General features: G+C 33.5%; 13 protein-coding genes and 4 tRNA genes. 12 read left to right on the top strand and 5 right to left on the bottom strand.

Translation table 11 applies throughout. From position 1 onward, the window contains the following. Positions 1-836 precede the first annotated feature (836 nt). The 8 genes from topA to GQS07_RS02545 all read left to right on the top strand — a co-directional run bounded on the left by topA (position 837) and on the right by GQS07_RS02545 (position 12,324). The gene (gene topA / locus GQS07_RS02580) at positions 837-3,386 is read left to right on the top strand and encodes a type I DNA topoisomerase (RefSeq protein ID WP_158209482.1); all 2,550 of its coding nucleotides are present in this window, start codon (positions 837-839) and stop codon (positions 3,384-3,386) included. A gap of 3 nt (positions 3,387-3,389) precedes the next feature. Further along, entirely contained in the window at positions 3,390-4,532 is a 1,143-nt protein-coding gene (locus GQS07_RS02575) for a formimidoylglutamase (protein ID WP_158209481.1), read from the top strand. A gap of 121 nt (positions 4,533-4,653) precedes the next feature. After that, positions 4,654-6,054: a gliding motility lipoprotein GldK gene (gldK, locus tag GQS07_RS02570; protein ID WP_158209480.1), complete on the top strand. Its 1,401-nt coding sequence runs from the start codon at positions 4,654-4,656 to the stop codon at positions 6,052-6,054. Between the two features lie 38 nt (positions 6,055-6,092). Further along, positions 6,093-6,764: a gliding motility protein GldL gene (gene gldL / locus GQS07_RS02565; RefSeq protein WP_158209479.1), complete on the top strand. Its 672-nt coding sequence runs from the start codon at positions 6,093-6,095 to the stop codon at positions 6,762-6,764. Between the two features lie 29 nt (positions 6,765-6,793). Next, positions 6,794-8,356 carry a gliding motility protein GldM gene (gene gldM, locus GQS07_RS02560; RefSeq protein WP_158209478.1) on the top strand — a complete coding sequence of 521 codons (1,563 nt, stop codon included), beginning with the start codon at positions 6,794-6,796 and terminating at the stop codon, positions 8,354-8,356. 35 nt (positions 8,357-8,391) lie between these two features. Beyond that, a complete protein-coding gene (gene gldN / locus GQS07_RS02555) occupies positions 8,392-9,276 on the top strand; it encodes a gliding motility protein GldN (protein WP_158209477.1) in 885 nt (294 codons plus the stop codon). Between the two features lie 60 nt (positions 9,277-9,336). Then, a complete protein-coding gene (locus GQS07_RS02550; RefSeq protein WP_090405079.1) occupies positions 9,337-10,401 on the top strand; it encodes an NAD(P)/FAD-dependent oxidoreductase in 1,065 nt (354 codons plus the stop codon). Between the two features lie 9 nt (positions 10,402-10,410). Further along, entirely contained in the window at positions 10,411-12,324 is a 1,914-nt protein-coding gene (locus GQS07_RS02545) for an ABC-F family ATP-binding cassette domain-containing protein (protein WP_158209476.1), read from the top strand. 125 nt (positions 12,325-12,449) lie between these two features. On the opposite strand, the gene GQS07_RS02540 is transcribed toward GQS07_RS02545, so the two are convergent. Further along, positions 12,450-12,522, bottom strand: a tRNA-Met gene (locus tag GQS07_RS02540). A 353-nt stretch (positions 12,523-12,875) separates the two neighbouring features. Continuing rightward, positions 12,876-12,948, bottom strand: a tRNA-Met gene (locus tag GQS07_RS02535). A gap of 269 nt (positions 12,949-13,217) precedes the next feature. Here GQS07_RS02535 and GQS07_RS02530 point away from each other — a divergent pair. Continuing rightward, the gene (locus GQS07_RS02530) at positions 13,218-14,060 is read left to right on the top strand and encodes an HAEPLYID family protein (protein WP_158209475.1); all 843 of its coding nucleotides are present in this window, start codon (positions 13,218-13,220) and stop codon (positions 14,058-14,060) included. A 131-nt stretch (positions 14,061-14,191) separates the two neighbouring features. Here the strand turns inward: GQS07_RS02530 and GQS07_RS02525 are convergent. Then, positions 14,192-14,264, bottom strand: a tRNA-Met gene (locus GQS07_RS02525). A gap of 395 nt (positions 14,265-14,659) precedes the next feature. Next, a tRNA-Met gene (locus tag GQS07_RS02520) sits at positions 14,660-14,732 on the bottom strand. Between the two features lie 118 nt (positions 14,733-14,850). Here GQS07_RS02520 and era point away from each other — a divergent pair. The 3 genes from era to GQS07_RS02505 all read left to right on the top strand — a co-directional run bounded on the left by era (position 14,851) and on the right by GQS07_RS02505 (position 19,912). Then, positions 14,851-15,738 (top strand): GTPase Era, encoded by an 888-nt coding sequence (era, locus tag GQS07_RS02515; protein ID WP_090405088.1) that lies wholly within the window; start codon positions 14,851-14,853, stop codon positions 15,736-15,738. A 66-nt stretch (positions 15,739-15,804) separates the two neighbouring features. Continuing rightward, entirely contained in the window at positions 15,805-17,115 is a 1,311-nt protein-coding gene (der, locus tag GQS07_RS02510) for a ribosome biogenesis GTPase Der (protein ID WP_158209474.1), read from the top strand. A 64-nt stretch (positions 17,116-17,179) separates the two neighbouring features. Continuing rightward, entirely contained in the window at positions 17,180-19,912 is a 2,733-nt protein-coding gene (locus GQS07_RS02505; protein WP_158209473.1) for a TonB-dependent receptor, read from the top strand. A 99-nt stretch (positions 19,913-20,011) separates the two neighbouring features. Here the strand turns inward: GQS07_RS02505 and GQS07_RS02500 are convergent, their stop codons facing one another. Further along, positions 20,012-20,851 carry a TPM domain-containing protein gene (locus tag GQS07_RS02500; RefSeq protein WP_158209472.1) on the bottom strand — a complete coding sequence of 280 codons (840 nt, stop codon included), beginning with the start codon at positions 20,849-20,851 and terminating at the stop codon, positions 20,012-20,014. Between the last annotated feature and the right edge of the window lie 5 nt (positions 20,852-20,856).

Here is a 20,856-nt window from a genome sequence, read left to right as displayed (position 1 = left end):
TATGGGGCAAAGATACTTTTTTTTAGATAACTGACAAGATGACAGCTATATATTTGACACTATTTTAAAGGAGTGATAGCTGACATATAAATAAGGTGCTTTTAAAGCGAGATTTCGTTAAGTACAAGTGTTCTAAGAGGTTTTGAAGTTTATTTAGTAAGTGATTTTTTCGTTAAAGAAGCGTTTACAAAGTGAGTTGTAGGAGTTTCTATTGTATTATGTTCGAGATAACTTCGAGACAAGTACCAGATTCCTTCGGAAAACAGGGCCTTTTTCCGAAGGAGTGTCGAATTAGTGTCGAATTTGACTGGAACGAGGTCTGATTAAACCTATTCTAAGTGGTTATCTGTAGTAAAGGAATTCTCTTCTTTTGTAAAGAGAAGAAGTGGTTCATTTTTATTAAAAACTACGTTTTAAGAGATTGTGTTTTTAAGGTAAAGTATTAATGGATATCTTATACAGAAAGTAAAATTAAGGATAATATTTAGAACAAAAGAGAGCTATGTTAATATACAAGAATATTGTACCTTTATATAAAGGGGATAAATAATTGTCGTTTTAAGGATGTGAGTGTTATTTAAGATTGAAAAAGAGAGATAAATATTGAAATTTAGAACTTTTTAGGATATAGTTGAAATTTATAAGATTTACTTTGTTTGTTTAGAAAAATATTAAATTTGTTTATATCTCCGTGTAAAGTTGGGGTATTTATAGCAAAATGATCAAGTTATACCGAAATTAGTATGCGCGCATATTACTTAAAAGGACTATTAATAAAGGAGAGAGCAGATATATTCAAAAAAATCATATATTTTTGCTCTACAAAATAATGAAGTATGGCAAAGAATTTAGTGATTGTTGAGTCACCTGCAAAGGCAAAAACCATTGAAAAATTTTTAGGACAAGATTACCAAGTTGAGTCAAGTTATGGACACATAGCTGATTTACCGTCAAAAGAGATAGGAGTAGATGTAGATAATAACTTTAAACCGAAGTATGAGGTTTCAAGTGATAAGAAGGCGGTAGTTAAAAAACTAAAAGATCTTGCAAAGAGAGCAGAGATGGTTTGGTTAGCATCCGATGAGGACCGTGAGGGAGAAGCTATTGCATGGCACTTAGCAGAGGAGCTAAATTTGAAGAATGAGAATACAAAACGTATTGTTTTTCATGAGATTACCAAGACGGCTATTTTAAAAGCAATTGATAATCCGAGACAAATTGATTATAATTTAGTAAATGCACAACAAGCAAGACGTGTACTTGATAGACTTGTTGGGTATGAATTATCTCCTGTTTTATGGAAAAAAGTAAAAGGAGGTTTATCAGCAGGTAGGGTTCAGTCTGTAGCTGTAAGGTTGATAGTAGAACGCGAACGCGATATTAATGAATTCAATGTGAATTCATCTTACCACATTTCTGCCGAGTTTAAAACAGCAGAAGGAAAGGTGTTAAAAGCAAAGTTACCTAAGAACTTTGCAACAGAAAAAGAAGCACACGACTTTTTAGCTCTAAATATTGGAGCAGAATATAGAGTAGGAGATTTAGAGACTAAACCAGCTAAAAAATCTCCAGCGGCTCCCTTTACAACGTCTACGTTACAACAAGAGGCAGCAAGAAAATTGCATTATTCAGTAGGACAAACAATGATGTTAGCACAGCGCTTATATGAAAGTGGATTAATCACTTATATGAGAACGGATAGTGTGAACTTGTCTAATGATGCAATGAGTGCTGCTGCTGCTGAGATTACTAAATCATACGGAGCAGAGTATTCAAAACCTCGTACCTATACTACAAAAAGTAAAGGAGCACAAGAAGCCCACGAAGCAATTCGTCCTACTAATATGGCTTTGCATACTGCACCAGTAGATAGAGATCAAGCAAGATTATACGATTTGATTTGGAAGCGTACTTTAGCTTCTCAAATGAGTGATGCGAAATTAGAACGTACAAACGTGAAAATTGAAGCAAATAAGTTTAAAGATTATTTTGCTGCTTCAGGAGAGGTATTACTTTTTGAAGGATTCTTAAAAGTATATTTAGAAGGACACGATGATGAAGATGAAGAAGTAGAAGGTATTTTACCAGCATTACGCGTAGGTGAGTATTTACAGCAAAATTCTTTGGTTGCTACACAACGTTTTACAAAGCCAGCTGCTCGTTATACAGAAGCTTCTTTAGTTAAGAAGTTAGAAGAGCTTGGTATTGGTCGTCCATCTACTTATGCACCGACAATCTCTACGATTATGGCACGTAATTATGTAGAAAAAGGAGAGACAGAAGGAAAAGAGCGTCCTTATAAAATGATGGTATTAAGAGGTGGAGAAATTAAGCAAAAAGAGTTAGTTGAAAAGACAGGTTCTGATAAAGGGAAGTTAGTACCTACTGATATCGGAATCATTGTAAACGATTTTTTAGTAAAGAATTTCAAAACTATTTTAGATTATAACTTTACAGCAAAAGTAGAGCAAGACTTTGATGAGATTGCTGCAGGGAATGAAGATTGGGCTAAAATGATGAAAGAATTTTATGACCATTTCCACCCAACTGTAAAAGATGTAGAAGAAAATGCAGAACGTGAATCAGGAGAGCGTATTTTAGGAATACACCCTGTGAGTGGAAAAACGGTATTAGTTCGTTTAGCTAAGTTCGGTCCAGTTGCACAAATTGGAGATCCTGAAGATGAGGAAAAACAGTTTGCAAGTTTAGCACCAGACCAAAATATTGGTACAATTACTTTAGAAGAGGCATTAACTCTTTTCTTATTGCCTAAAGTTTTAGGACAGTATAAAGAAGAGGAAGTAGAGGTGAACAATGGGCGTTTTGGTCCGTATGTTCGATTTGGTAAAGTGTTTATTTCATTGCCAAAAGGAGAAGAACCTTTGGATGTTACTTACGAAAGAGCAGTTGAATTAATCAAAGAAAAAGAGCAAGCAGATGCTCCAATTGCAAGCTACCAAGGATTGCCAGTTCAAAAGGGTGTAGGTCGTTTTGGTCCTTACTTAAAGTGGAATGGTATTTTTATTAATGTTAATAAGAAGTATAATTTTGACAATCTTTCAAATGACGATATCAACGAATTAATCGAGGATAAAATCAAAAAAGAGAAGGAAAAAGTTTTACATGATTGGGCAGAAGAAGGAATTCGCGTTGAAAAAGCACGTTGGGGACGTTCGGTGATTCTAAAAGGAAAAGTAAAAATAGAATTAGGCAAGGAAGTTGATGCTGCAGCTTTGACGTTAGATGAAGTAAAAGCAATGATTGAGGCTAAAACACCAGCGAAGAAAACACCAGCGAAGAAAACTGCTGCTAAAAAAACAACAGCTACGAAAAAAGCAACAACGACAAAAAAGGCAACAACAACAAAAACTACCAAAACGAAGTAGAATATGTTATATGAGTTATTAAGACCTATCGGAGATGAGTTAATAAACTATATTGACGGATTGCCAAGTCAATCTTTAGGTAAGAAAATTACTTTTTTTTCTGGTGGTAATTTTGAAAACTACAATAGATATCGAATTGCGATTATAGGAGTAGTAGATAATCGTGGTTTTAATAACGATGATGATATTGTTGATATATCTAAAATTAGAAAAGCCTTTTATGCTTTGTTTCCTGGAAACTGGAGTACAAATATGATTGACTTAGGTGATATTTTGCCTGGAGAACAATTGCAAGACACTTATTTTTTATTAAAAACCTTAGTTGGTGACTTGGTTAAAAATGGTGTTATTCCAATTGTGATTGGAGGTTCACAAGATATGACCTATGCTATTTATAGAGGATATGACAAATTAGAGCAAATGGTCAACTTAGTATCCATTGATGCCAAGTTGGATTTAGCTAAAGAAGGAAGTTTTCCTGCAGAGAGTTTTTTGTCTCGCATTATTATGGAAGAACCTGTTAATTTGTTTAATTTTTCTAATATAGGATATCAGACTTATTTTAATGCCCAAGAAGAAATCGACTTGATAGAAAGTTTATATTTTGAGGCATATAGAGTAGGAGAGATAACAAAGAATATAAAATTAGCAGAGCCTGTTTTGAGAGATGCAGATATCATTAGTATTGATATGGGTGTTGTAAAATCAGGTGATTCAGGTAATTTTGATTTTTTTAATCCCAATGGATTCGACGGAAAAGAGATTTGTTCTTTAGCTCGTTATTCAGGATTAAGTGATAGAGTTTCGTCTTTTGGTATTTTTAATTATAATAATAACAAAAATGAGACGTTATTAATAGCACAGATATTGTGGTATTTTGTTGAAGGTGTAAATTTTAGATCTAACGAATACCCGTTTGTGAGTAAAGAAAGTTACTTAAAATACATTGTGCCTGTTGAAGGTTATGATGATTTGATTTTCTTTAAAAGTGATGTATCAGAGAGATGGTGGGTAGAAGCACCTGTATTCTTTAATAATACGGAGCGAAAGGTATTGTTACCTTGTAGTTATGAAGATTATGAATTGGCTATAAGTCAAAATGTACCCGAAAGATGGTGGCGTACATTGAAAAAAAGTTTGCTATAATTAAAATTTTAACTTTTTTAAGTAATTTAGTTAAATTAATTTTTAGCTTTGTTTTGTGAAAAATAATAAAAGAAATACTCATTAGTTTTTTAAGAGTAATATATAAAAAACCTAAAATTATATGAAGAAGATCATTACATTAGGAGCTATGTTAACCTTGTTAGCCAGTTGTGGAACTGGAGATCGTGGTGAATTGTTAGGCGGAGATCCTGGAAAGAGATGGGATGTTCAAAAACCACAAGGAATGTCAAGAATTCCTGGGGGAACATTTACAATGGGACAAGCAAATGAAGATATCTTGGGTGTTCAAGATGCTCCTATAAAAACAGTAACTGTTGGTTCGTTCTATATGGATGAGACAGAAGTGTCTAATAATCAATATAGAAAATTTGTTAACTGGGTAAAAGATTCTATCATTCGTACAAAATTAGCAATTGCTGCAGATGAAATGGGGATGACAAAAGAATCTGGAGGAATAGGTGCTTATGCATTTGTTGATGCAGAAGAAAATTTAGATAAGATGACTGCTTACCAAAGATATATGTATGAAAACTACTATAGCTTACAAGCATCTGATGATATTTATGCAGGTCGTTTATTAAATAAGAAAGTTAATTTGGTAAATGATGTTAATAGATATCCAGACGAGCATTATGTTGAGGTAATGGATTCATTATATATTTCTGCAAGAGATACATATAATGGATTAACTACTTTTGATGTGTCTAAATTAAAGTTTAAATATACTTACATTGATGTTGATGCTGCGATTAGTGATCGTTCTGCAGACACAAGAGGAAAAAGACAAAGACACCTTAAAACAGAGAATTTATTAATTTATCCTGATACTACACGTTGGATTAAAGAATTTAAGTACTCTTATAATGAGCCAATGCACAACGATTATTTTTGGCACGAAGCTTTTGGAGAGTATCCTGTTGTAGGTGTGAATTGGCACCAAGCTAAAGCATTTGCTGCTTGGAGAACAATGTATAAAAACACACATTTAAAACAAAATAAGCAAGCAGTTGATATTCAAGAATACCGTTTACCAATGGAAAGCGAGTGGGAATATGCTGCAAGAGGAGGTCTTGAAGGAGCTATGTATCCTTGGGGAGGTCCTTATACTGTAGATGAAAAAGGATGTTTTATGGCAAACTTTAAACCTACAAGAAATGATTACGCCGCTGATGGTGCTTTATACACTGCAGATGTACGTGCATATCCTCCAAACGGATATAACTTATATAATATGGCTGGTAACGTGTCTGAGTGGACAAGTTCTACATATGATGTTTCAAGCTATGATTATATGTCAACTTTAAAACCAAGAAATAGAAGAAGTGATAGTCCTTTAAAAGTAGTTAGAGGTGGTTCATGGAGAGATCCTGCTTATTTCTTACAAGTTGCTAAACGTGATAAAGAATATGCTGACTCAGCAAGAAGTTATGTTGGATTCAGAACGGTTCAATCTGTTTCTGGTTCTTTATCAAAAGTGAATGCTGCAAGAATGGCTCGTTAATTATAAGGGAAAAAATAAAAAAAAAGAAAAAAATAGCTATGGCAATACCTAAAAAAGTGATGAACTTCTGTTATGGAATGGGGGCGTCAGTTGTAATCATTGGTGCATTATTTAAAATTACTCATATGGAGTTTGGTCCATTGAATGGTAATAATATGTTAACTGTAGGTTTATTAGTAGAGGCATTTATTTTTGCTATCTCTGCATTTGAACCAGTAGATGACGATTTAGATTGGGCAAAAGTTTTCCCAGAATTAAATGAAGGGGAGTCAAAAGAAATAAGAAAATTTAAAAATGAACAAACTCAAGCAGTAAATCCTGAAGCTACTGAAGTATCACTTTCTAAGAAATTAGATGATATGTTGAAAGAAGCTAAGATTGATGGTGAGTTAATGAAAAGTTTAGGTACAAGCATTCGCAATTTTGAAGCTGCTTCAAGAGAAATGGGACCTGCTGTAGATTCTGTTGCTTCTACTAAGAAATATGCTGAAGAAATGAATTTAGCTGCCAAACAGTTAGAGTCATTAAACGCGATGTATAAAGTACAATTAGACAGTGCAAGTAAAAATGCAGAGATCAATCAAGCAGTTGCAGAAAATAACGTTAAGTTAAAAGAGCAAATGCAAGCATTAACAAATAACTTATCATCTCTTAATACTGTTTATGGTGGAATGCTTTCTGCTATGGGTGGAAATAGAAATGCTAATTAGTTTATAATTCGTAAAAATATTATAAGGTAATGGCAAAACAAAAATTGACTCCAAGGCAGAAGATGATTAACTTGATGTATCTGGTGTTTATCGCAATGATGGCACTTCAGATGTCGAAGGAGGTTCTTTCTGCTTTTGGTATGGTTAACGAGAAGTTTGAGTCTGCTAATAGCGCTGCTATTCTAAGCAATGATGAATTGTTGAATGGTTTGGGTGAAAAAGCAACAGATGATCCAACTCGTTTTAAGGGGCCTTATGAAATTGCCAAGAAAGTTTCTGGTATTACTAAGGAGTTTTATGCATACGTTGATCAGTTGAAATCTGGAATAACTGAAGGTTTTGAAGGAGAAAGAACAGCTGATGGTAAGTTACCAGCTGAGCGTATGGATAAAGGAGATTTGATTGATGCTGCTTGGTTCGCAGGGGATAATTACTCTGAAGAAGGACAAGCTTTTATCAATGCAATAGAAAAGTATAAAACTGATATTAAAACTGTTTTAGCTGATACTAAGTTTCAACCAATCGTTATTGATCTTGATAATAGATTTGATATTAACGATGTGAAAGATAGTCAGGGTATCACTAAACCATATTTGAATTATAATTTCCAAGGTTTCCCTGCAATTGCGACATTGACAAAATTGTCAACAATGCAAAATGATGCAAAGGTAATTGAGCATGAAATTTATAATAGTTTGTTAGGTAATACACTTACACAAGCTGCGTCAATGCGTAACTATGAAGCATTTGTTATTTCTGACAAGTCTACATATTTTGCAGGTGAAGCATTCAAAGGTAAAGTAGTATTAGGTAGATACGATAAATCAACAGTACCTACTAAAGTTACAGTAAACGGACAGACAATCGACTTGAATAAGTCTTTAAGTGAAGGTCAAGTTAACTTAAACTTTAATACAGGAAATGTAGGAGAACACGACATCAAAGGATTGTTTACTTTTATGGAAGAAGGTAGTCCAGTGGAGATTCCAATTAAAGGAAATTACGTTGTTGTACCAAAACCTAACTCTGCTAATATTTCTGCAGATAAAATGAACGTAGTGTATCGTGGTGTTGCTAACCCATTGACTATTTCATTTGCTGGAATTAGTGATGATAAGGTTGTAGCGTCAGCTCCTGGTTTATCTAAAGCTGGAAGAGTTGGAGCGTACATCTTAAATCCTCAAGCAGGACGTGAAGTATCTATTAATGTTTCTGGAACTTTACCTGATGGACAAAGAGTTTCTGATAGCAAAGTTTTCCGTATTAAAGATATTCCTTCTCCAAGAGGAACTGTACGTGGAGAGTATGCAGCTAAGGGACCTAAGTCAAACTTAGAGATAGTTACTGTAGGAGCTAAACTTGATGATTTTGATTTTGATGTGAACTTAACTGTAACAAGTTTTGTACTTCAAGTGCCAGGAGAACCAAGTGTAGTAGTTGCTGGTAATAGAATGAATGATAGAGCTAAAGCAGCGATTAGAAGAGCAAGAATAGGAGATGTTGTTGTGATATCTGATATTAAGGTACGTTTAGAAGGAGCAGGAAATTATGCTTTGAAAAAAACAGCCCCTTGTACTTTCGAAATCAATTAATTTAGCCGAATTTTATACGAATAAATATTAAGAATATGAATTTGAAAAACTTTTCACTATATGCAGTTCTTTCATTGTTTTCAATTGGAAGTTTTGCGCAGACAAACATTTTGAACGCAAAATCTGCCAGTGAGATTGGTATCAAACCAATTGAAGAGATTTTAATCACAGCTGAGGGACCAATTCCTTACGGACATGTTAAGGAAAGTGATATCTTATTTGGTATTAAGGTTTGGGAAAATATTTCTTTAGCTGAAAAATCAAACGAAGCTTACTTATACCCTATTGACGAGTATGATAGTGATGGTAGAAAACCGTTGTTTCAAGTTTTACTTGATGGTATTAAATCAGGGACTATTACAGAAGTTTATGACGATAGTGAATTTAAAGTACACAGAGCTTTAAAAGACATTGAGTCATCATTTGTTAAGGTTGATACTACTGATGTTGGTATTGAGTATTACAACGCAGGAGAAGCTATTCCTGATGAGTACATTCAAAAGGTTGAATTACGTGCTTCAGATGTAAAAGAATATCACATTATGGGTATGTGGTATTTCGATAGAAATGAAGGACAATTAAAATATAGATTATTGGGTATTGCTCCAGTAGTTGCGGATTTATATACTAAAGGGTCAGCAAATGAGAATTATGTAGAGTTATTCTGGATTCTTTTTGCTGATGCTCGTGAAGTATTATTCCAGAATTATGCATTTAATCCTAAGAATCCAATGAATCCGATTAACTTCGACCATTTGTTGAATTCAAGAAGATTTAGTTCTACTATTTATAAGTCTGATAATGTATACGGAAACCGTCGTGTAGATGAATACATTAAAAACAATGAGTTAAAATCACTTATGGAAGGTGAAAGAATCAAAGAATTGATTCGAAACCTTGAAGATGATATGTGGAATTAGTAATTTTGTAATTCTAATTTAGAAAGCTCTTATCTATTAAATTAGATAAGAGCTTTTTTAATGCTTTATGTTATGGTAGATTATATTGTAGTTGGAACTGGTTTAGCTGGTATCTGTTTTACAGAGAAGTTAGCAAGCGAGGGAAAGAGTTTTATTGTTATAGATAACGAAAAACGTTCTTCGTCATTGCAAGCAGGAGGGATGTACAATCCTGTAGTGCTAAAACGCTTTACAGAAGTTTGGAAAGTAGGTGAGCAATTAGCTATAGCAAAGCCTTTCTATGCTAAATTAGAGGAGAAATTGGGTGCTAAATTTATGCACGAAATACCATTGTATCGTAGACTTGTTTCTATTGAGGAACAAAATAATTGGTTTCAAGCAGCAGATCGACCTAATTTAGAGAGTTATTTGTCATCTAATTTAGATCGTCAAGAAATCAAAGGAGTACTTTCTCCTTATGGTTTTGGTGTCGTAAATGAAACTGGTTATGTTGATACAAAAGTATTAATAAGTAAGTATAGGGCTTTATTGCATCAAGAAGGAGTCTATCGTGTAGAAGCTTTTGATTTTGATCAACTAAGTTTTGATAATGAAAAGGTAGTTTATAAGGACATAGAAGCAAAACATATTGTGTTTGCAGAAGGATTTGGAATGTTGAATAACCCATTCTTTAAAGAGTTGCCTTTAGATGGAACTAAGGGGGAGGTTATGGTCGTAAAGATTCCAGATTTGAATATCGATTTTATCTTAAAAGCAAATGTCTTTTTAATTCCTTTGGGAGATAATCACTATAAAGTAGGTGCTACTTATAATTGGGAAGATAAAACAGATGACGTTAGTAAAGAAGGTTTAGAAGAACTTATTGCTGGGTTAAAAGAAGTAGTGGACTTAGATTTTGAAGTAGTACAGCATAGTGCAGGTGTAAGACCAACGGTTAAAGATAGACGACCACTTTTAGGAAGAAGTTTGCAGTCAGATAGAATTCATGTGATGAATGGTCTGGGCACAAGAGGTGTACTTTTAGGACCATTTTTAGCAGATAAATTATATAATAATATTGAAAATAAAATGCCTTTAGAAGAGAATTTGTCAATTCATAGGTATAAAAAATTTAAACTTAAGTAGAATCATAGTATGTTAAATATACATAATCTTTCAGTTTCTTTTTCTGGAGAATTTTTATTCGAGAATGTAACATTCCGTATTGGAGCTGGTGACCGTGTTGGTCTTGTAGGTAAAAACGGAGCTGGAAAATCAACAATGATGAAGTTGTTATCAGGGGATATGGAACCTGATACAGGAAGTTTGGCGATGGAAAAGGATCTTCGCATTGGATTCCTAAGACAGGATATTGAATTTACGCCAGGTCGTACGGTATTAGACGAAGCATATCAGGCATTCGTTGAAATTAAAAAAGTTGAGGCGGAATTAGAGAAAGTGAACAAAGCTTTAGTTGAGCGTACGGATTATGAGTCTGATTCTTATTCTGAATTAATAGAAAAGTTAAGTGACTTAACGCATCGTTTTGAATTAATCGGAGGATATAATTACGTTGGAAATACGGAGCGTATTCTTCAAGGACTTGGATTTAAAAGAGAAGAGTTTAATAATCTTACAGATACTTTTTCTGGAGGTTGGCGTATGCGTATTGAGTTAGCTAAGTTATTACTTCAAAATAATGATGTATTATTACTGGATGAGCCTACTAACCACTTGGATATTGAAAGTATTATTTGGTTAGAACAATTCCTTAGAACTTACCCAGGCGCAGTAGTTATTATTTCTCACGATAAGATGTTCTTAGACAATGTAACGAATCGTACGATTGAGATTTCATTAGGGAAGATATATGATTTTAATAAGCCTTATTCAGAGTATTTAGTATTAAGAGAAGAGCTTAGAGAGATGCAATTGGCAGCTCAGAAGAATCAAGCTAAGAAGATCGAGGAAACAGAGAAGTTAATTGAGAAGTTTCGTTATAAAGCGACTAAAGCATCAATGGCACAATCTTTAATTAAGAAATTAGATAAGGTAGAGCGTATTGAAGTGGATGAAGATGATAATGCTGTAATGAATATTTCTTTCCCTGTAAGTATTGAGCCAGGAAGAGTAGTTCTTGAGATAGATAAGGTTACTAAGAAGTATGGAGAGAAAGTAATCTTTAAAGATATTTCATTGCTTGTTGAACGTGGTTCTAAGATTGCTTTTGTAGGACAAAATGGGCAAGGTAAGTCAACGTTGATAAAAGCTATTATTAACGAGTTTGAGTATGATGGAAGTATTAAGTTAGGTCACAACGTTCAAATAGGATATTTTGCACAAAATCAAGCTGATTATCTTGATGGGGAAAAGACTATTTTGGATACAATGTTAGATGCTGCAACTGATAGCAACCGTGTTAAGGTACGTGATATGCTTGGTTCTTTCTTGTTTAGAGGAGATGACGTTGAGAAAAAAGTAAAAGTATTGTCTGGAGGTGAAAGAAACCGTCTTGCACTATGTAAAATGTTGTTGTCGCCAATTAACGTACTTTTAATGGATGAGCCGACCAATCACTTGGATATTAAATCTAAGAATGTGTTGAAGAATGCTCTTTTAAACTTTAAAGGGACATTAGTGCTTGTATCTCACGACCGTGATTTCTTACAAGGTTTAACGGAATTTGTTTATGAGTTCAAAGATCAACGTATTAGAGAGTATTTAGGAGATATTAATTATTTCTTAGAAGAGAGAAATGCTCAAGATATGCGTGAAATTGAGAAGCGAACAGATGCTCCAGTTAAAGAGAGTAAAGGTGAGGTTAAGAAAGAAAAAACACTTAGCTATGATGAGCAAAAGAAACAGAAGTCTTTGCAAAATAGAATTAGCAAAATAGAGAGTGAGATTAACGAGCTTGAAAAGAAAGTTGCTAAAGATGACGAGCGTTTGGCTGTTGACTATGAAAAGTTAATACAAGACACTGCTTTCTTCAGTGATTATGAGAAAAAGAAAAAAAGAATTAACGATTTAATGGAAGAGTGGGAACAAATCCAAGAAGAGTTAATGTAATAGCATAAGAGTAAAAATAACAAAGGGAGTACTTGTAAAGTACTCCCTTTTGTTGTTAGTAGGCGTTATAAAGCTATTTATTAAAAATAAAAAAGACCACTTCTTTTGAAAGTGGTCTTGCTTAGTAGCGGGAACAGGACTCGAACCTGTGACCTTCGGGTTATGAGCCCGACGAGCTGCCTACTGCTCTATCCCGCGCTATTGTGGTGCAAATGTAGAATAATTATTTGAATTGACAAAATAGGGCTATGCCTGAAGACGGTGTATTGTTCTTGTTGAGTAGTACTTTTAAGAGGTAATGTTGAGTTTAAATTGAAGTAAAGTGTATTGAATCAGATAGATGCTTTTGTACTTGTACTTTTATCTTTTTAAAAATAAAATATAGAATTAGTGTATTTATTTTTAAAAAGGATGAGTATTAATGAGAGCAGTGCAGTTTATTTTGATCTTGAAGCAGGAAGAAAGTAGGTGATATTGTATCAGTCTTTACAATGTATACAAGAAAAGTATAAGCATAAAAAAAGCCACTTCATTTGAAGTGGCTTACTTAGTAGCGGGAACAGGACTCGAACCTGTGACCTTCGGGTTATGAGCCCGACGAGCTGCCTACTGCTCTATCCCGCGATATAGTGGTGCAAATATAGTACGAATAATTGAATTGGCAAGAATTGATAGGAAATATTTTACTTTTTTTTGAGTCGTGTTGTTTTTGAATCAGAGAAAGCTCTTGTTTAAAATGAGTAATTTGTCTTATTTTTAAAAAGGATAGAATTATGTGTTGTTGATTTTTAATTAGTTAAGGTTTGTGAATTTCAAGTTTTGTATTAGAATAGAAAAGATTTGTACTATTTAGTAAGTAGGTTTGCATTGTAACTTGCGCCAAAATAATTTGAATGAGATATTACAGTAAGAAGTTACAAGTAGCACTATCAGTGCTTTTTTTATTTATAGGGTATGTTAGTATTGCTCAAGAAGCAAAAGATAGTCTAAGCGGAGAAAAGAAGTTACTACCTAAAGTTGAACACGCAGAGCCTTTGTTTAATGATTTGATGAGAGATTTAGGTGCTCGAAAGGGAGAGGCAGAGTTCAATATGGGGTTTGGTGTTGCAGATCATAAACATTATAACGAGTATTTTGGATTTATTGAATATGAATGGGCTGTTGCTAATAGGTTAGGAGTAGAAGTAGAGATTCCATTTTCTTTTAATAGTAAAGAAAAGGGGATAGGAAATCAAATGATTCCTAATAATCGAATAGAAGGGATAAAATTAGCTACTCAATATACTTTCTTGGTAAATGAAAAAGCTCAGACTTCGATGGCAGTAGCTTATATTCACGAATTTGAAATGAACTACTTGAAGAAATTAGATGGTGATGGGAAGTTTTTTACAGGAATGCGAATGAATCCTATTTTAGTTGTTGCTAAGAAGTTTAATAATTTCAATGCAATGGTATTTGGTGGACCAGTATTTGAGAATACATTTGATACAGGAGAGACACGTGTGTTAGGTACAATTAATGCGAGTTTACTTTATGTTTTACCTAATTCTAAGAACTTTATTGGTATTGAGAATAATATTGATTTCAGACAAGATAGATTCCAATATGTATTACACCCACAGATAAAAGTTGCTTTATTGCATAATCTTGCGGTAGGTTTTGTTACAGGGATACCATTGTCAAGTTATAAAGAAATGAAGATGGATTTCTTAACTCGTATTATTTGGGAACCGTAGAAAGAAGATAAAGGATATATCCTTTTTGTGTATATAGTTTTAAGTAAAAGCTGTTGTATTTTATATAACAGCTTTTTTTATGGTATATGGTAAAATAAAAAAAGCCACTTCGAATGAAGTGGCTTGCTTAGTAGCGGGAACAGGACTCGAACCTGTGACCTTCGGGTTATGAGCCCGACGAGCTGCCTACTGCTCTATCCCGCGCTATTGTGGTACAAATATAGAATGAATTATTCTAAAAAGAGCAACTAAAGGGGATTAATATTCTGTAATAGTTGAAGTTTAACATTTTTGGTTTTATAAGTTGTTGTATTGTAGTTTGTAAGAGTAATTTTGTTTTTAAATGTTAAAGCTTGTTTTATAAGCTATAGCTGTTCATAAATTGATTTGACGTATAATATTGAATTAGAAGTGATATAAAGTAAGGATAAATGAAGTGATATAAAATCGATAATTTGTAGGGAATACACTTGTATATCTCAGTACGTGATGTAAAGTTTACGCTGTTTTTGAAAAAGTGCGAATTAAGAAAGATGATTTTACTAAGTATAAAAGTATAAGCATAAAAAAAGCCACTTCATTTGAAGTGGCTTACTTAGTAGCGGGAACAGGACTCGAACCTGTGACCTTCGGGTTATGAGCCCGACGAGCTGCCTACTGCTCTATCCCGCGATATAGTGGTGCAAATATAAGATGATTATTTAGAATGACAAATTTATTCTGCTTTTATATTTTTATTTTTCCTATGTCGTTGATATAAACTACCTTTGCGCCAGAAAATAAATTAAATATGACGCATAAAGCAGGTTTTGTAAACATTATAGGTAATCCTAATGTAGGAAAATCAACGTTAATGAACGCATTAGTAGGTGAAAGACTTTCAATTATCACCTCTAAGGCACAGACAACTAGACACAGAATTTTAGGAATTGTAAATGGAGATGATCATCAAATTGTGTTTTCTGATACACCTGGTATAATTAAACCTGCATACGAATTGCAACAGTCTATGATGGACTTTGTGAAGTCTGCATTTGAAGATGCCGATCTATTAATTTATATGGTAGAGATAGGTGAGAAGGAATTGAAAGATGAAGAGTTCTTTAATCGTATCACTAAAACAAGTACGCCAATTCTGTTGTTATTAAACAAAATTGATAGATCTAACCAAGAACAGTTAGAAGAACAAATGCAAATGTGGCAAACTAAGGTTCCTAACGCTGAGATTATTCCAATTTCTGCTTTAGAGAAATTCAATACGCAAACTGTGTTTGATCGTATTGTAGAATTGTTGCCAGTTTCACCTCCTTATTATCCTAAAGATTCATTAACAGATAAATCTGAGCGTTTCTTTGTAAGTGAGATTATCAGAGAGAAAATACTTTTAAACTATGACAAAGAGGTTCCTTATGCTGTAGAAGTAGAAGTGGAAGAGTTTAAAGAAGAGGAAAATATCATCCGCATTAAGTCTGTTATTATGGTTGAACGTGATAGTCAGAAAGGGATTATCATTGGACATAAAGGATCTGCACTTAAAAAAGTAGGTATTGCCGCAAGAGAAGAAATGGAAAAATTCTTTTTGAAAAAGGTACACTTAGAGTTGTTTGTGAAAGTGAATAAAGATTGGAGAACAAACGATTTTCAGTTGCGTCGTTTCGGATACAATCAAAAGAAATAAGGAATAGTAAAATTATAATTAAAATATCGCATTGAAATACTAACTTTGCGACATATTTAGATATTTATGAGTAGTATAGTAGCCATAGTTGGTAGACCAAACGTAGGGAAGTCAACTTTTTTTAATCGTTTGATTCAAAGAAGAGATGCTATCGTAGATTCGGTTAGTGGTGTAACACGTGATAGAAACTACGGCAAGTCAGAATGGAATGGACGTGAATTCTCTGTTATTGATACAGGAGGATACGTAAAAGGTTCTGAGGATATTTTCGAAGGAGAAATTAGACGTCAGGTAAGTCTTGCAATTGACGAGGCAGACGTAATTATATTTGTGGTAGACGTGGAGCAAGGAATTACTCCAATGGATGAAGAAGTTGCACGTTTATTACGTAAAGAAACAAAGCCTATTCTTGTTGCAGTAAACAAAGTTGATAGTGCTAAACGTATGGATGATACTTTCGAATTCTACAATTTAGGATTAGGAGAAATTTATCCATTTGCAAGTATTAGTGGTAGTGGGACAGGAGATTTATTAGATGCTGTTGTTGAGGCATTACCAGTAGAAGAGGAAGTTGAAGCAGAAGAAGATGAGTTACCAAGATTTGCAGTGGTTGGAAGACCTAATGCTGGTAAGTCAAGTTTTATTAATGCTTTAATCGGGGAGGATAGATATATCGTTACAGATATTGCTGGTACTACTCGTGATTCAATTGACACTCGTTTTACACAATTTGGTTTCGATTTTAATATTGTAGATACTGCAGGTATTAGAAGAAAAGCAAAAGTAAAAGAAGATTTAGAGTTTTATTCTGTTATGAGATCTGTACGTGCTATTGAACATAGTGACGTTTGTATCTTAATGATTGATGCTACTCGTGGATTTGAAGGACAAGATCAAAGTATTTTTTGGTTAGCTGAGAAGAATAGAAAAGGAGTTGTTATTTTAGTGAATAAGTGGGATCTTATTGACAAGGATACAATGACTGCTAAACAGTTTGAAGAGAAAATTCGCGAAGAGATTGCTCCATTTACAGATGTGCCAATTATCTTTACTTCTACAATTACAAAACAACGTTTATTAAAAGCGTTGGAAGCAGCTGTTGAGGTTTTTGAAAATAGAAAACAACGTATTTCTACTTCGAAATTTAACGAAGCGATGTTGCCAATTATTGAGCATACTCCACCTCCAGCAATTAAAGGAAAGTATATCAAGATTAAATACTGTATGCAATTGCCTACAGATACGCCTCAGTTCGTATTTTTTGCTAACTTGCCTCAATATATCAAAGATCCTTATAAGAGATATATTGAAAACAAGTTAAGAGAAATGTACAACTTTAGTGGTGTGCCAATCGATATTTATTTCCGTCAGAAATAATAAGTTTCAACTTGAACAATATTCTAAGCGGTCTTTGTGTTAATACAAAGACCGCTTTTTTATTATGAAAAATATATTTTGTTTACTGTTTATACTTACATCTGTAAGTTTATTAGCTCAGAATACTACGTCTATTAAAGGGAGAGTAGTTGATTCGTTAAATAATCCTATTGAAGCCGTTACAATTTTCTTATCTAAGGAGAAGGATTCAACTTTGGTTGAATATACTGTAAGTGATTTAAAAGGCTATTTTGATTTGAAGTTTAATAAGGTAAATACACCTGTTGTATTTAAAGCCTCAATGATTGGTTTTAAAGAGTTCTCTAAAACGTTTAAAGAAGGAATAGAGCAAGAAGTTGATTTAAAAAATATCATCTTAAAAGAGTATGGTCAGAATTTAGATGAGCTTGTAATTGTTGCTGAAGCACCACCAATTCGCATTAAGAAAGACACTTTGGAGTTTAATGCTTCTTCATTTAAGGTAAGACCAGATGCTAATTTAGAGGAGCTATTAAAACAGTTGCCAGGAGTTCAGATAGATGAGAATAAAAAAATCACAGTAAATGGAAAGGCTGTCAACGAAATACTAGTGAATGGGAAACCTTTTTTTAATGAAGATGGGCAGATTGCTCTTGAAAACTTACCATCTGATATCATTAAAAAAGTACAAGTAACAGATAAAAAGTCTAAAAAAGAACGTTTTACAAAAGAAAGAAGTAAGACAAATGATGCGAGTATTAATATCACCATTGACGAGGATAAAAATAAAGGGTATTTTGGGCGAGTATCTGCAGGATATGGGTCAAATGATCGTTATGAAAGTGCTTTGTTCTTAAATAGCTTCAATAAGCGTCGACAAGTAAGTGTCGTAGGATCTGCAAATAACATAAACGCAAGTGGTTTCTCTATGAATGAAGTCTTTGATAATATGCGTACCGGTAGGTCTTCAGGAGGCATTACAGAGTCAAGGATGCTTGGAGTCAATTTTGTTGAGAATGTTTCTGATAAGTTAAATGTAAACGGTAGTTATAATTATAATTTTGCTGAAGTAGAGAATTGGAATAAGTCTATAATTACGAAGTTTCTTCCTTCAGGAGAGTTTACGAATAAATCAAATTCATCAAGCAATAGTGGGAGTGAAGGGCATAGAGGAAATGTGTCTGTAGATTACACAGGTGATAAAGATGCGTTTTATTTTAGTCCTACTTTTAATAAAAGTCATAATTATTCAAATAGTATAAGCGATCAAGTGTCTTTTGATGAAAAGGGAGAATTGTTGAATGAAAGCAATTCACGTTCTTATACTGTAGGAGATTCTTATAATTTTGGAAGTTCTGTACGTTATATTAGAAACTTTAAAAAAACAGGGCAGTTTTTAAGTATTGAATTAACTAATTCTAATAGTAATAGCAACAATGATATTTTGTCAGAATCTGATACGAAGTTTTATCAATCAGAGAAAGAAGATGATGAGCGTAAACAATATCAAAAAAGCATTAATTCCTCAGATAATTATGGAATATCTGTAGAGTATAGTCAACCGATTACAGATTCATTGGTTGTGTCATTCGGTTCTAATTGGAATCGAAATCAATCTATTTCAGATTTAAAGGTTTATGATTTTAGTGAACTTACTGGTGGGTATAGCGAATTAAATACATTACAGACAAATCATTATAATACAGTACAAAATGAGGTTGTACCTTTTGTAAATTTCACTCTTGTTAAGAGTAAGTTTAATGCAAATTTAATGACGCGAACAAAGATTGTGAAGAATTCAGCAAGTGCTTTATATAATGCTAAGACGTATAGTTTAGATAAGTATTATATTGATCCTAATATTAATGCATTGTTTAATTATCAACTTAGTAAAAAGAACAATATTTTTGGATTTTATAATTACAATGTAACATATCAAAGTGCAGCTCAACTGTTAGATATTACAGATATTTCGAATCCCCTTAATACGTCTATAGGTAATCCTGATTTAAAACCAACTGGGACTCATAATATTAATATGAGTTATCGTTCGTATGATTTTCAAACTCGAGCAGGTTATACAATTTCGGCAAGTACAACAATTTATAATAATAGTATTGTAAGTGCTGTAGAGTATGATGAAGATAGAAAGAGTATATCTACTTTTAAAAATATATCAGGTAATTATCAATGGTCTGTTTCAGGTGATTGGTATCGAAGTAATAAGTGGGAAGAGCATAGTTTACGATATGGAGTAGGAGTGCGTTTTAATCAATCAATAAGTAAAGGATATATAGATGGCGAAACTTACGATGCAACTTCAAATACTATTTCGCCAAGAGTCTATTTGACTTATGATTATGGTGATTTTCTTACTTTAAGACCTTCTTATACTTACAATCACTATTCAAGTAGTTATACTAACTTCTCTGTAGATAAAGCAAGTAATTTTACGCACAGGTTTAACTTACAGACGACTTCTTATTGGCCTAAGAGTATTATTTTCGGAAATGATTTTGCATACACTTATAATTCACAAATAGCTAAGGGGTTTAAACGTGATTTCTATATGTGGAATGTAAGTTTAGCTTATGAATTCTTTAAAAAGAAATTTAGAGCAAAAGTTAAAGTGTATGATTTATTAAATCAAAATACTAGTTCAAGAAGAACAATTGATCCGATGCAAATCGTAGATTCAGAGAGTTTAGTATTAAAGAGATATGTAATGTTTTCTTTGACTTATAAATTAAATGAATTTGCAGGTAAAGGAGGAAAAGGAAGAGGAGGTATGCGTTCGATGCGCTCAATGAGAATGTAGTGAAATGATAGATATACTAATATATAAAACAACAAAGGGCAGAATTATCTGCCCTTTGTTGTTTTATATATTGTTTGCAATAATATTATTTGTGTTAGGTTACCAGCTTCCGCTTGATCCTCCACCAGAGAATCCTCCTCCGCCAAAACCACCGAAGCCACCGCCTCCACCACCGCCGAAGCCGCCTCCGCCACCGAAGCCTCCACCCCAGCTACTTCCGCCACTACGTCGGCCCATATTGCTTAATATGATAATATCAGCTAAGTCACTTCCAAAGCTTCTTTTTCCACGACCGCCACCGCCATTTCCTCCCCCATTATTTTTACTGAATATAATGGTTAAGAATATGATAATGATAATTAAAAATAAACAGCCTAATCCACCAACTTCGTTATCACCTTCTAACCGAGTAGGATTGTCATTAGTATATGTTCCTAATAGCATCTCACTTACCCCATCAACGGTCTCATTGATACCTCCGTAGTAATCTCCAGCTTTAAAATTTGGAATTACTCTACTTCTAATAAGGTCTCCTCCTTGACCTGCAGTAATTTTCTCTTCTGCTCCATAACCAGGGTAAATACCGATTTGGCGATCTTTTACTGCCATTAGAATAACTACCCCATTATCTTTTCCTTTTTGACCAACTCCCCATTCATGTCCCCAACGTGGACCAAGCAAACCTATGTTTTCTCCTTGTAGAGATGGGATGACAATAACAAGAATTTGTGTTGAGGTTTCATTGCTATAATCAATTAGTTTTCGCTCAAGTTGTTTTCTTTGTCCTCCATCTAATAAATTAGCATAGTCATAGACTAAAGTTTGTTCAGAGCGAGAAGGCTTAGCAGGGATATCAAATTGAGCATAGTTTACTTGCGATAGTAATAAGAATACTGCCGTAAAAAAGAAATGATATACTTTTTTTGTTAGTTGCATCATAAGTG

Origin of the sequence: Myroides phaeus, from assembly GCF_009799805.1 — a bacterium.
GTDB lineage: Bacteria > Bacteroidota > Bacteroidia > Flavobacteriales > Flavobacteriaceae > Flavobacterium > Flavobacterium phaeum_A.
This window is presented reverse-complemented; position numbering and strand designations above follow the sequence as displayed.

What these genes read in the sequence shown, in the direction of transcription:
- topA (WP_158209482.1), top strand. Translation starts at nt 837, where the DNA reads ATGGCAAAGAATTTAGTGATTGTTGAGTCACCTGCAAAGGCAAAAACC.
- GQS07_RS02575 (WP_158209481.1), top strand. Translation starts at nt 3,390, where the DNA reads ATGTTATATGAGTTATTAAGACCTATCGGAGATGAGTTAATAAACTAT.
- gldK (WP_158209480.1), top strand. Translation starts at nt 4,654, where the DNA reads ATGAAGAAGATCATTACATTAGGAGCTATGTTAACCTTGTTAGCCAGT.
- gldL (WP_158209479.1), top strand. Translation starts at nt 6,093, where the DNA reads ATGGCAATACCTAAAAAAGTGATGAACTTCTGTTATGGAATGGGGGCG.
- gldM (WP_158209478.1), top strand. Translation starts at nt 6,794, where the DNA reads ATGGCAAAACAAAAATTGACTCCAAGGCAGAAGATGATTAACTTGATG.
- gldN (WP_158209477.1), top strand. Translation starts at nt 8,392, where the DNA reads ATGAATTTGAAAAACTTTTCACTATATGCAGTTCTTTCATTGTTTTCA.
- GQS07_RS02550 (WP_090405079.1), top strand. Translation starts at nt 9,337, where the DNA reads ATGCTTTATGTTATGGTAGATTATATTGTAGTTGGAACTGGTTTAGCT.
- GQS07_RS02545 (WP_158209476.1), top strand. Translation starts at nt 10,411, where the DNA reads ATGTTAAATATACATAATCTTTCAGTTTCTTTTTCTGGAGAATTTTTA.
- GQS07_RS02530 (WP_158209475.1), top strand. Translation starts at nt 13,218, where the DNA reads ATGAGATATTACAGTAAGAAGTTACAAGTAGCACTATCAGTGCTTTTT.
- era (WP_090405088.1), top strand. Translation starts at nt 14,851, where the DNA reads ATGACGCATAAAGCAGGTTTTGTAAACATTATAGGTAATCCTAATGTA.
- der (WP_158209474.1), top strand. Translation starts at nt 15,805, where the DNA reads ATGAGTAGTATAGTAGCCATAGTTGGTAGACCAAACGTAGGGAAGTCA.
- GQS07_RS02505 (WP_158209473.1), top strand. Translation starts at nt 17,180, where the DNA reads ATGAAAAATATATTTTGTTTACTGTTTATACTTACATCTGTAAGTTTA.
- GQS07_RS02500 (WP_158209472.1), bottom strand. Translation starts at nt 20,851, where the DNA reads ATGATGCAACTAACAAAAAAAGTATATCATTTCTTTTTTACGGCAGTA.